This window comes from Streptomyces sp. NRRL S-646 (assembly GCF_000720765.1).
GTDB lineage: Bacteria > Actinomycetota > Actinomycetes > Streptomycetales > Streptomycetaceae > Streptomyces.
Window position 1 is genome coordinate 32087 of sequence record NZ_JODC01000007.1, and the last position, 12026, is coordinate 44112.

The 12026-nt window shown below is 70.3% G+C and carries 12 protein-coding genes; 8 read left to right on the forward strand and 4 right to left on the reverse strand.

Translation table 11 applies throughout. From position 1 onward, the window contains the following. Positions 1–8: 8 nt before the first annotated feature. Positions 9–833, reverse strand: coding sequence for a sulfite exporter TauE/SafE family protein (locus IH68_RS0115670; RefSeq protein WP_030934994.1), 825 nt, complete (start codon positions 831–833; stop codon positions 9–11). A gap of 102 nt (positions 834–935) precedes the next feature. Between IH68_RS0115670 and IH68_RS0115675 the strand changes: the two genes are divergently transcribed. The 3 genes from IH68_RS0115675 (at position 936) to IH68_RS0115685 (ending at position 4403) form a co-directional block, all read left to right on the forward strand. Continuing rightward, positions 936–1709: an AraC family transcriptional regulator gene (locus IH68_RS0115675; protein WP_030934997.1), complete on the forward strand. Its 774-nt coding sequence runs from the start codon at positions 936–938 to the stop codon at positions 1707–1709. Between the two features lie 175 nt (positions 1710–1884). Continuing rightward, positions 1885–4149 (forward strand): nitrate- and nitrite sensing domain-containing protein, encoded by a 2265-nt coding sequence (locus IH68_RS0115680; protein ID WP_078912470.1) that lies wholly within the window; start codon positions 1885–1887, stop codon positions 4147–4149. Positions 4150–4187: 38 nt separating this feature from the next. Continuing rightward, positions 4188–4403, forward strand: a complete 216-nt coding sequence (locus tag IH68_RS0115685) for a dodecin (RefSeq protein WP_030935003.1) — start codon at positions 4188–4190, stop codon at positions 4401–4403. 740 nt (positions 4404–5143) lie between these two features. On the opposite strand, the gene IH68_RS0115690 is transcribed toward IH68_RS0115685, so the two are convergent. Continuing rightward, a complete protein-coding gene (locus tag IH68_RS0115690; protein WP_030935005.1) occupies positions 5144–5635 on the reverse strand; it encodes an HAD family acid phosphatase in 492 nt (163 codons plus the stop codon). A 79-nt stretch (positions 5636–5714) separates the two neighbouring features. Beyond that, on the reverse strand, positions 5715–6887 hold the full coding sequence (locus tag IH68_RS0115695) for an epoxide hydrolase family protein (RefSeq protein ID WP_030935007.1): 1173 nt from the start codon (positions 6885–6887) through the stop codon (positions 5715–5717). An 82-nt stretch (positions 6888–6969) separates the two neighbouring features. On the opposite strand from IH68_RS0115695, the gene IH68_RS0115700 reads away from it, so the two are divergent. Further along, entirely contained in the window at positions 6970–7542 is a 573-nt protein-coding gene (locus IH68_RS0115700; protein ID WP_030935009.1) for a CGNR zinc finger domain-containing protein, read from the forward strand. 19 nt (positions 7543–7561) lie between these two features. Here IH68_RS0115700 and IH68_RS0115705 read toward each other — a convergent pair whose 3' ends face one another. Then, positions 7562–8407: an alpha/beta fold hydrolase gene (locus IH68_RS0115705; protein ID WP_030935011.1), complete on the reverse strand. Its 846-nt coding sequence runs from the start codon at positions 8405–8407 to the stop codon at positions 7562–7564. A gap of 117 nt (positions 8408–8524) precedes the next feature. Here IH68_RS0115705 and fxsT point away from each other — a divergent pair, with 117 nt between their 5' ends. The 4 genes from fxsT to rpmF all read left to right on the forward strand — a co-directional run bounded on the left by fxsT (position 8525) and on the right by rpmF (position 12020). After that, on the forward strand, positions 8525–10543 hold the full coding sequence (fxsT, locus tag IH68_RS0115710) for an FxSxx-COOH system tetratricopeptide repeat protein (RefSeq protein ID WP_078912471.1): 2019 nt from the start codon (positions 8525–8527) through the stop codon (positions 10541–10543). Between the two features lie 79 nt (positions 10544–10622). Beyond that, a complete protein-coding gene (locus tag IH68_RS0115715; RefSeq protein ID WP_030935017.1) occupies positions 10623–10862 on the forward strand; it encodes a hypothetical protein in 240 nt (79 codons plus the stop codon). Positions 10863–11349: 487 nt separating this feature from the next. Beyond that, positions 11350–11772 carry a hypothetical protein gene (locus tag IH68_RS0115725; protein WP_030935024.1) on the forward strand — a complete coding sequence of 141 codons (423 nt, stop codon included), beginning with the start codon at positions 11350–11352 and terminating at the stop codon, positions 11770–11772. Between the two features lie 77 nt (positions 11773–11849). After that, the gene (gene rpmF, locus IH68_RS0115730; protein WP_030935026.1) at positions 11850–12020 is read left to right on the forward strand and encodes a 50S ribosomal protein L32; all 171 of its coding nucleotides are present in this window, start codon (positions 11850–11852) and stop codon (positions 12018–12020) included. Positions 12021–12026: the final 6 nt, after the last annotated feature.

The following is a 12026-nucleotide window of genomic DNA, read 5'->3' on the forward strand; positions in this document are numbered from 1 at the left end:
CACCCCGGTCAGGATCCGACGGGGTGGCGGCCTTCCACGGCCACCATCACGACGAGTACGACCAGAAGCAGCACGACGTAGGCGATGGAGTGGACGCGGTCCGGGACCCGGGCGGTGAGCCGCCTCGCCAGGGCGATGGTGGGCAGCGAGCCGAGCAGGAGGGCGGCGCCCGCGGTGAGGTCGACGTAGCCGAGTCGGCCCGTGCAGGCCGGGGCGGTCGGGGCGAGGGCGTAGACGAGGGTCGCGGCCACGGCGACGGGGACGCTGAGGGGGTTGGCCATGGCGGTCGCCTCGGCCATGGGCAGGCCCCTGCGGCGCAGGAGCGGGACCGTCATGACGCTGCCGCCCACGCCCAGGCCGGCGGCCACGAGACCGATTCCGGTTCCGCCGAGGGTGGTCGTGGCGCGGCCCAGCGGCTTCGGGCCCGTCCGGTGCGCCACCGCGAGGAAGCCCTTGCGCAGCACACTGTCGGCGATCGTCACGAGCAGATAGGCGGCGAACAGCAGTCGCAGTGCCGTACCGCCGATCAGGGTGGCCGCGAAGGAGCCGGCGGCCGCACCGATGGCGATGAACGCGGCCAGCGGCCACACATACGCGCGGTGCAGTCGGCCCTGACGCCACTGGGCCAGCGCAGCCGCCACGGCATTGACGACCATGACCGCCGCCGAGGTCGCCACCGCGACATGCATGGCGTCGGCCGCAGAACACGCCGTGACACTCAGAACGCCGTAGACGACGGGAACGGTGATGAAGCCGCCGCCGAAACCGAAGAGGACCGTCGTGAGGCCGGTCAGGCAGCCGAAGAACAGGAGGGTGGAAAAGGAGATCAGCACTGGTCAGACGCTAGGGATCGGGCGGCGTGGCAGGCAATCGATGAATTGCCAGTCTCCTACGCGCAGCAGACACATCCGCGTGGTTGCGCTTAGTCTCGCGGCATGCGCAACATCCCGGTCGCGGAGGTGGACGACCTCGACCGTGCCGTGCTCGCCATCGGCACCGACTATCCCCACGACCATCTGCTCGTCTGGCACGAGCACCGCCGGGCCCAGGTCCTGTATGCGGCCACCGGCGTCATGCAGGTCGAGACGGACGACGGCAACTGGACGATCCCCACGGCCCGCGCGGTGCTGATCCCGCCCCGGACCAGGCATCAGGTCACGATGGCGGGCGTCAGCACCCGCAGTCTCTACATCGAACCTGCTGCCGTGCCGTGGTTTCCCGCCCGCTGCCAGGCCGTCGACGTCTCCGACCTGCTACGGGCGCTGATCCTGGCCGCCGTCGACATGGAGCCGTGCTACCCGGAGCACAGCCGCGACGCGGCACTCGCCGCCCTCCTCCTCCACGAGCTCAGGAACCTCACCCCGCTCCCCCTCGACGTGCCGCTGCCGTCCGAGCCGCGGCTGCGCGGTCTGTGCGAGGCGTTCCTGCAGAAGCCGGACATCCATGAACCGCCCGCACGGTGGTGCGGGGTCCTCAACGTCAGCGAACGCACCCTGGCCCGCCAGTTCCGCAGCGGCACCGGGCTGACCTTCTCCGAGTGGCGCCGGCGTGCCTGCATCCTGCACTCCCTGAAGCACCTCGCCGCGGGCATGCCCGTCACCCGCATCGCGGCCCTGCTCGGCTATGACAACCCCGCCGCCTATACGGCCGCGTTCAAAGAGCTCCTCGGCCGGCCGCCCACGGCGCACAAGCCTCAACTCGCCCCGTGAAAAATGCCGTTATTGGGTCGCCGGGTGAACGCAGGGTGGTAGGCGGGACGTAAAGAGATATGCCGGGCCTGCGTCGAACGTCAGGCGATCCCGTAGCGATAGGACGACCTTGCCGAACACGGTTTCCCCGACATCCGAAGACCCGCCGCGGAGGTCCCTGACCGGCAACTGGCCCGTGGCCAGGCGTCTGAGGGCCGTGCTGCTGATCCCGGTCATCGTCGCCCTCGTCCTCGGCGGCATACGGGTCAAGCACTCCGTGGACACCTGGCAGGCAGCCGACGACGCAGTCCGGGTGGCCGAGTTGGTGCAGGCGGCGAACAAGTACGCCAGCGACGCGATCAACGAGCGTGACGTGTCCGTCATCCCGCTGCTGAAGGGCGAACGCAACGCCGCCGCGGTCGTGCAGGCCCGCAGTACCACCGACGAGGATGCCAGGGCCTTCGACCGGGCCGTCGACCGCATGCCGCAGAACGCCGGCCTCCTGCGGCGCGTCGGCCTGGTCCGCGCCGGTGAGAAGCAGCTGCCGACGGTGCGCGCGAACGCGTTCACCTCACGCCTGACCGGTGTGCAGACGGAGGAGAGCTACCACCTCGTCCAGCACCCCCTGATGGAGATCTCGAACGAGCTGGGCTTCGGCAGCAACAACCAGGCGAGTTTCGGCCGCACCCTCTACGCCATCTCCCTGACCCAGGCGGCCGAGTCACTGATCCGCTCCATCGGCACCCATCTGCTGGCCGAGGACCGCGGCACCCTTGCCCCGGGCGAACTGGACAGCCAGCTCGCGTCCTTCCGCTCGTACGCCTATCTCGAAAAGGTCGCGCTCCAGGAGTACGCGGGTGCCGGCACCGCCGACGACATGGCACGGCTGCGGAAGGCACTGACGGCCGCGGCCACGCGGGGTGCGCAGCAGCGCGCCGACGCGGCGGCCAAGGCCAGGGCGGCAGGCCGTAGTTACGTCACCCCGCCCGACCTGGACAAGATGACCAGCGAGATCGCCGCCGGCCGGACGACCGCGCAGCTCGCCGCCGAGGGCATCACGCCCGAGTCGTTCTTCGCCGCCTCCACACTCGGCTTCGACGCCTACCGCAGCATCGAGGTCCACCTCACCGACACGGCCCTCGCGGGCGCCCGCGACATCGCCGACGACGCCCGTCGTGACGCGATCGTCAACGCGCTGCTCGTCCTCGCGGCCGTGCTGGTCGCCTTCCTCCTCGCCGCCTGGGTGGCGCGCACGATGAGCCGCCGTATGCGCCGGTTGAGTGCCTCCGCCATCGAGATCGCCGGACAGCGGCTGCCCGCACTGATCACCCGGCTGTCGCGGGCCACCCCCGTCCAGGTCGACTCGCGGGTCGCCCCCATCCCGATCACCAGCACGGACGAGATCGGCGAGGTCGCCCGCGCCTTCGACCACGTCCACCGTGAGGCCGTGCGGCTCGCCGCCGAACAGGCGCTGCTGCGCGGCAACATCAACACGATCTTCACCAACCTGTCCCGGCGCAACCAGTCCCTGATCGAGCGTCAACTGGCCCTGATCACCGACCTGGAGGACCACGAGACCGACCCGGACCAGCTGGAGAACCTGTTCAGGCTGGACCATCTCGCCACCCGGGTCCGTCGCAACGGCGAGAACCTCCTCGTACTCGGCGGCGAGAAACCCGCCCACCAGTGGGACCGGCCCCTGCCGCTGATCGACGTCATCCGTGCCGCCTCCTCCGAGGTGGAGCAGTACGAGCGCATCACCTTCTCCGGCGTACCGGAGGCCGAGATCCACGGCCGGGCCGTGACCGACCTCGTCCATCTGCTGGCCGAGCTGCTGGAGAACGCCACCTCGTTCTCCTCCCCGCACTCGGAGGTCCGGGTGACCGCCGTCCAGCTGCCGGACGGCCGCATCATGCTCGAGATCCACGACCAGGGCATCGGCCTGCCGGCGGAGGACTTCGCGACGATCAACCGCAAGCTGGCCAATCCGCCGACCGTGGACGCCGACATCTCCCAGCACATGGGACTGTTCGTGGTCGGCAGACTGGCGGGCCGGCACGGCATCCGCGTCCAGCTGCGCCCCGCCAGAGAGCAGTCCGGCACGACGTCGCTCGTCATGCTGCCGGACACGATCACCTACCGGACTGCGGCAGAGCAACCCGACACCGAGACCCTGGCCCTGGCCCTGGCCGCCGTGAAAGAGGCCTCCTCATCACGGCACAGCATCGCGGCTGCGTCCATCGCCGCACAGGGGGCGCCGCCGGCCGGTTTCGACGGGCTCCACGGATACGAGTCCTGGAACGACCGCCCGTCCGACCCGCCTCCGCCCGGCCGCGACGAGGACGCCCGCAAACCCCGGGCCAAGGGCGCCCGCTCACGACGGCGTGCACGGCGCGGGCGGGGGCAGGAAAGCGGCCCGGACGTGTCGCGCTCCGCGCCGCCTTGGGGCACGGTGGAGTGACGCGTGACGCAGGTGTCACGGCGGAGAGGAGTACCCGCATGACGAACCACACCTACCGGGTCACTGAGATCGTCGGCACCTCACCCGAGGGAGTCGACCAGGCCATCCGCAACGGCATCACCCGCGCCTCGCAGACCCTCCACAACCTGGACTGGTTCGAAGTCACCCAGGTCAGGGGCCAGATCGAAGAGGGCCAGATCGCCCACTGGCAGGTCGGCCTGAAGGTGGGCTTCCGTTTGGACGAGTCGTCCTGACGGGGTGGGTTCGGCGGCCGCCGAACCCACCGGGCAGACGGAACAGCTCATGGCGAGCGCTGGACGGGCCGAGCAGTTGAAGCAGGTTCCGGGCAGGCACCGAACGGGCCGGCGAACCTCCCTTCCAGGGCAGACGGCACAGGTTCGGGCGGGCACCGGACCCGCCAGGCAGACCAAGCAGGTTCCGGGCGAGCGCCGGATGGGCCGGGCAGACGGGTCGGCCTGCGGCCAGACCATTCGCATCCGGCCAGAGGGCGCCCTCCGGCTTGGAGCCCAAGCCGGGTGGGCAGGACGGCCCGTGGAGAGGCCCGCAGGGCGAACAGACGACGCCGTCGGCGGGCTGCGCCAGACGAACCGGCCTCCGCGCTCGCACCAGTCGGGCCGGCGACAAAGACCAGCCCGCGGATGAGCCCACGAGCCCCGCAAACACGCCGCCCCGAGGACCAACATCCGCTGGACCAGGTAGATGAGCCGGCCCGCACACCCGCTTGCGGACAAGCATGCCGCGCAGTCCGGCGAAGTCGACCTGCCACCGCCGACGGCACTGCGGCCGCGCCGAACCTGCCGGGCGCACCAAGCCCGACGAACCCGCGCGGACAGGCGCCCAACACGCCGGGCAGGAGGCGCCCACCGGGCCAGCCGCGAGGGCCCGCCGGTCGTCGCACTGGTGCATGACGCGCCGGGGCACCTCAGTCGGCCGCCGAGGAGGTGCCCGGCGGCAGGATCCCTGGCAGGACCGCTCAGGTCCGCCCCTCCGCCTCCTGCGCCGTCTCCAGGGCGGACGAGGGGGCGATCCAGTGGGCCAGTACGACCGGGAAGCCGGCCCGTTCGGCGTCCTCGCACACCAATTCGTCGTCGTCCACGAGCACGCGGACGTCCCGGGTGCGGGCCAGGCTGCGCAGGATCTCCAGCTTGGTGCGGCGGGCGGGCCTGCGGTCGTCGTTGCGGCGCATGTGGAGGCGCCCGTCGGGCAGGCCCTGCGCGGCGAGCCAGGTCAGCGTGTCGCGTCGGCAGCGCTCGGGCCGGCCGGTGAGATAGACGATCTCGCACTCCTTCGCACTCTCCAGGACCAGCGCGATGCCCTCCGGGATCGGCGGATCGGCCGGTGCGGCGGCGAAGAACGCGTCCCAGTCGCGCGGCTTGCGTTCCAGGAACCGCTGGCGGTGGGCCGTGTCGGCGAGGGTGTTGTCCAGGTCGAACACAGCGATCGGGCGCTTGCTGCTGTCGGTCACACGCCCACCCTAGATCTGTCCCGCTTTCCCGGTTCAGGGCGTGACTCCGAAGGTGGGAGCGAGCGATGTGTGTCGACGATCAGCGAGGGGCTGCCAGCACGGCCGCGAGGCCCTCTTGCAGGTCCTTGACGAAATACTCGGGAACTTCCAGCGCCGGGAAATGTCCCCCGGTTTCGGGCGAACTCCATCGGACGATCTGCCGGTACCGCTCCTGTGCCCAGGGGCGCGGGCACTTCTCGACGTCGCGGGGATACATGGTGAGTGCTGACGGCACGTCGACCCGAAGCCCGGGGTCGAGCGAGTTGTGGCTCTCGTAGTAGATGCGGGCCGCCGACGCACCCGTCCGCGTCAGCCAATACAGGGTGACGTCGTCGAGAACGCGGTCCCTGGAGATCGTCTCGAACGGGCTGTCCTCGGTGTCCGACCACTCGGCGAACTTGTCGAGGATCCAGGCGAGAAGGCCGACCGGCGAGTCGACGAGCGAGTAGCCGATGGTCTGCGGCCGGGTCGCCTGCTGCTTCGCGTAGGCCGCCCGGTGACGCCAGAAATCGCGGGTCTCCTCGGCCCACCGGCGCTCGACGGCCGTCAGCCCGTCCGTGGACAGCCCAGGCGGTCCCTCCGCGAACGTCGTGTGGATACCGAGAACGTGCGCCGGGAACCTGCCGCCGAGAACCGTGGTGATGTTGCCTCCCCAGTCGCCGCCGTGGGCCAGGAACTTGCTGTAGCCGAGCCGCCCCATCAGTTCCACCCAAGCGGCCGCGATCTTTTCGGTTCCCCACCCGGTGGTGGCGGGCTTGTCGCTGTAACCGAATCCCGGCAGCGAGGGGACCACGACGTGGAACGCGGGCGCGTCTGCGTCCTTTGGATCCGCCAGCTCGTCCACCACATCGATGAACCGGGCGATGCTGTCCGGCCAGCCGTGCGTCAGGATCAGAGGCGTGGCGTCCCCGCGCGCGGATCGGCGGTGCAGGAAGTGGATTCCCAGATCGCCGACGGTCGTGCGGAACTGGCCAATCCGGTTGAGGCGCTCTTCGAACGTCCGCCAGTCGTACCCGGTGCGCCAGTAGTTCACGACATCGACGAGGTCGGCGAGAGGTACGCCCTGTTCCCAGCGGCGAGGGCCGGGCGCGGCGCGAGAGACCGTCTCGGCCTCCGGTAGCCGCGCCGCGGCCAATCGCGCGCGTAGATCGTCGAGGTCGGCGTCAGTCGCGTGGGCTTCGAATGCTTGTACGTCGTTGGCTGGACGGGGCATGAGACCTCCTGGCCATCGCGGAACTGGCTAAGACGGTTCTAGCAGTTCTCCGAGGCGCACTGCAACCGGCTAAGGTGGTTCCATGCGCGATGGGTTCCCTGACTTCCGCCTCGGCAGCGTCCTTGCGACCAGCTTCACGGGGACTCTGTCGGAGCGTCACGGCAACGCCGTGGAGCGCATTCCCACGCCGCAGCGACTCGTCGACTGGCTGACCGTGAGCGGCCTCGCAGTGGACTCCTGCACCCCTGCCCAGCTCGACCTCGCCCGGGAACTGAGGGAGTCGATCCACGCCGTCGCGACAGCGGCCGCGCTCCAGGACGCGCTCCCCGCGCCTGCTGTCCTGGTCATCAACGACCGCAGCGCCCAGGGCCGGGCCTCGGCGTTCCTGACAGCCGAGGGCAAGCGGCAGTGGCGGCTCGGTTCGGCGTCCCTCGTGGAAGACGCCCTCGGTGTGATCGCCGCCGACGCGATCAGCATCATCGCGGGCGAACGCGACGGCAAACTGGCCTTGTGTGCATCACCGACCTGCCGAGCGGCCTTCTTCGACACCAGCCAAAGCCGCACCCGGAAATGGTGCGACATGAACACGTGCGGGAATCGTCAGAAGAAGGCGCGCTTCCAGGCCAAACAACGCAACCCCAGGTCAGCGGAGTGATTGTTGCCTTGCCCAAGCCTCAGTCGGAGGCGTCAGGGGCGCTCTGCAGGAAGTCGACCAGGACCGCGGTGAGTTCGGCGGGGGCGTCCTCCTGGACCAGGTGGCCTGCGCCCGTGATGGGTTCGAGGCGCGCGCCCGGGATGCGGGCGGTGAGTTCGTGGCCCTTCGCCGGGGGGATCCAGGTGTCCTCCTGGCCCCAGCACACCAGGGCCGGGATGCCGATCTCGCCGTAGCGGTCCTGTATCTCGTCGGTGTGGCGCTGGTCCGCCTGGGCGATCTGCCGGTAGAACGCCGCCTGGCCCACCTCCCCGAGCCAGGGCCGAGCGAGCCGGTCCAGCACGGCGGGGTGCAGGCCGGGGCTGCTGGCGGAGCCGATGTACTCGCGTACCAGCGCGCGGTGCAGGGCGGGCGGCAGTTGCTCGAAGACCTCCCAGTGCCCGCCGACCAGCCTGAAGAACGGCGATCCCCACGGTGCCAGCGCGACCGGGTCGACGAGGGCGAGCGCCCGGTAGCGGGCTCCGTGCAGCAGATGCGCCCGCAGGGAGACGGCACCGCCGAAGTCGTGGGCCACCACCAGCGGTTCGGCAAGTCCCCAGTGCGCCAGGAGTTCGGCGAACACCCTGCCCTGGGCGGCCAGGGAGACATCCTGCCCGGCGTACATCTGCGATGCGCCATAGCCGGGCATGTCCCACACGAACACCTGGTGCCGGCGCGCGAGCGAACGTGCCACGGCCCGCCAGACGTACGAGGAGAAGGGCGTGCCGTGACAGAGGACGACCGGGGCCTGTCCCGGTTCCCCGAGGCTGTTCCAGCGAATGTCACCGGAGGCACTGCGGAAGGTCCTGGGCAGCAGCCACTCACTCACGGGTCAACTCCTGCTGTCTCTTCGGCGGGCTCTTTGATCGGTTTCCTCAGCGGCTCCTGGGATAACATCACGCAGGCTGTTGATCGTCCCGATAGCCGTCGTACCGAAGAGGGAGCCATGTGGCGAACGCTGGCCGGTGTGGTGTCCGGTCTGCTCATGCTGTTCGTCGGCAGTCTCGCCTTCAACGCGGCATCCGGGCAAAGCCATTGGCCGGGACCGCTGGACCTGGTGCGGGTCCACCCGTGGGTGGTGCTCCTCCTCCTGATACCCGTGTCGCTGGTCGGGCTGTGGCAGGCGCCGCGCCGGGACCGTCGTGAGAGTCCGCCCGCGCCCATGACGTACCAACTGCCGCCGCGCAACGCCGACTTCACAGGCCGCGACGCCACACTGCGGGAGCTGCGGCAGCGCCTCACCTCGGCGGATGACGTCGCGAGGCTGGTCGTGCACGGGATGGGCGGGGTCGGAAAGACGCAGCTGGCGGTCGAGTACGCCTATCGCTACCTCGAGAAGTACCGGTTCATCGCGTTCGTGCATGCCGAGAACCCCGATCGGGTGGCAGGGCAGTTCGTATCCCTGGCCGGGGAGCTGGGGCTGACGGAAGCAGACTTCGACCAGGTCATCCCGCGGGTGTACGGCAAGTTGGTGGACCGCAGGCCCTGGCTGATCATCTTCGACAACGGGGAGCAGCAGGACACGCTCACCCACGCGCTGCCGCCGGGTGGCCTGGCGAGCAACGGCCATGTCATCGTCACCACCAGGGTGAGGAACTGGCCGAGATGGGCCGGTCTCATCGACCTGGACGTGTTCGCCAGGCAGGAGTCGGTGGGGCTGCTGACCCATCGGGTGCCCAGCCTGACGGCGGCGGTGGCGGACCGGATCGCCGAGGAACTGGGAGACCTGCCCCTGGCGTTGGAGCAGGCAGCCGGACACATGGACTACAACCAGACGCCGCCCGACGACTATCTGGCGCTGGTGACGTCCCAGCTGGAGGAGATGGTCTCGCTGCGTGCGCCGGGAGACCCGTCGGCGGTGAAGGTCGCGGCCCTGTGGCAGCTCAGTGTGCAAAGGCTGCAGGCGCAGCAGCCACAGGCGGTGCGGCTGCTGAGGCTGTGTGCCCTGCTGGCGCCGGAGCCGATCCCGCTGGACCTTTTCACCCGCAGCGCCGAGATCCTGGACGTGGGCGCGGCCGACCCGCTGGGGTGGGACAGGACGGTCGGTGCCCTGGCCGGTCTGGGGCTCGCGCGGCGCGGGAACGCATCCCTGGTGGTGCACCGGCTGGTGCAGGCCGCCATCCGGGCCGATATGCCGGAGGAGACGCACACCGACGCCCGCGTCCAGCTGTGCCGGGCGCTGGTCTCGGCCGTGCCGCACGACATCCACGGGGAACCCGACGCACGGCCGCGCTGGCAGGAACTGCTCCCGCACGTCCTTGCGGTGACCAAGGACGATCCACCCGCCGAGTGCGCTGCGGAGACGGCGGTGCTGTTGAGGTTGGCGTCGGAATTCCTGATCCAGATCGGGGACTACCAAATGGCGCTGCCTCTGTGTGAACGTGCCCTCGCGATCGACGAGTCGCTCGAGGGCCGGGATGCGGAGACCGGCTTCGATCTGATCACCCTGGCCCAGATCCACCGGGAGCTCCACGCTCCCGAGAGGGCACGGCCACTGGCGGAACGCGCGCTGCGGCTGCACGAGGACTGTCTGCCGGCCAACGATCCCGCCATCGCGACGGACCTGGCCACGCTGGCTCGGACGCTGTGCCTTCTCGGTGACCACCGGGCGGCGCTGCCACTGGCCGAGCGGGCGCTACAGATCGACGAGGCGGCGCACGGGCCCAACGACCCGTACGTAAGCTTCGACCTGATTGCACTGGCGAACGTCCATGTCGACCTGGGCGACCACGAGACGGCTCTGCCGCTGATCTCACGGGCACTGCAGATCCGCGAGGCCGTCTACGCGCCGGATCACCTGTACATCGGCTACGTCCTCATCTTCCAGGCCAAGGTTCTGCACGCGATGGACAACCCGGCCGCTGTGGATTTCGCACGCCGGGGCGCGCAGATCCTGCAGACCCGGCTGGGCAGGACCCACCCCAAGACCGAGGAAGCATTCGCTCTGGTCGACCGGCTGCGGTGACGCCGCCGTGCCGGCGGCCCGCGGCATTGGCCTCGGGCAGCCGCGTGACCTGGGCCGATCCGAGGTCGTTGACCCGGCTATGAAGAAGATCAGCGCGCTCGCCGCGCTCACCATGACCGGACTCGCGCTCGCCGCCCCGGCCCACGCGGACAACGGCAACCACTCCGGCGGCCACATCAACACCGTCAGTCACCGAAGCCCTCTTGCCACCGGCCTCTGCAAGGAAGCCCTTGCGCTCGTTCCCATCTTCGCAACGGGAACCGACCAGGCGCTGGACGACGCCTGCAACAACCGGGACCACGACGATCTACGCGGCTAGTCCGAGCACTCCGGCTCCGCATCCCGCCGACAGTGCACCTACGCAGGCCGGGCGCCGGTGGCGGGCAAACTTCCCGCCGCCGGCGCCCACTGCTGAGCGACACCAAGGCGCAGGCGGGAGAACCTATGCACAGGAATGCGGCGACCCGGACCGCGGCGGTCGAGAGCCCGGCACTGATGACGGGATCAGGGACTGCGGGCGAGGTGTCGGCCGCCCCGAAGACCCTGGTCCTGGTACGGCGGACGCGCCGCCACCCTCGGCCCGGCGACCTTCCCCAAGGGCAACTCCTGCAACCTGGGCGGCTCTTGGAACGCCGCTTCGGACTTCAGCACGGGCCCGGCCGACTCGCGGGCCGCGCGCGCCCGGCGGTTCGCTTCCGTCGGCACCGCAGTTCCCGGCCCCGCGGGGCCGGGCGACCCTCGGCGCCCGGTTCTGATCACCCGCCCCGGTGCTGCGGGACGCAGGGGCTATGGATCATGCTTCTCCCATGCCATCCGCCCTCCCCTCCCCGCGCCGCACATTGATCGGCGCGGCCCAGCAGCGCCCCTGCACCCTCGTCGTCTGCCGGGGCTGCTGCTGCGGCGACGCGCGCAAGCACCCCGGCACCGACCACGCCTGGCAGTTGGACCGACTGCGCGCCGCGGCGGCCGAGCACGGCTTCCAGGTCCGTACGACCGACTGCCTGGGCCCCTGCGACCAGGCGAACGTCATCGTCGTCCAGCCCTCGGCGGCGGGGCGCCGGGCCGGCGGGCGGGCCACCTGGGTCGGCTTCGCCATGGACGACGACTGCACCGAGGAGGTCGCCGGCTGGGCGGCGGCGGGTGGTCCGGGCATCGCCGAGCCGCCCGTGACGCTGGAGCTGCAGTTCATCCAGCCGCCGCGGGACGCACGCGTGCGCAGCCGCCGGTGAACCGCCGACCACCCAATTGTTAATGGGATCCATTTTCATGTAGCGTCCTCGGTGCTTGCCCACCGAGGAGGTTTCCCATGGCTGTCCCCAAGCGGAAGATGTCCCGCAGCAACACCCGCCACCGCCGCGCCCAGTGGAAGGCGGCCACCCCGCAGCTCGTCCCGCTCACCCTCGACGGCGTGCGCCACCTCGTGCCACAGCACCTGGTCAGGGCGTACGAGCGCGGGCTGCTGCGCCCCGAAGGCTGAGCCCGC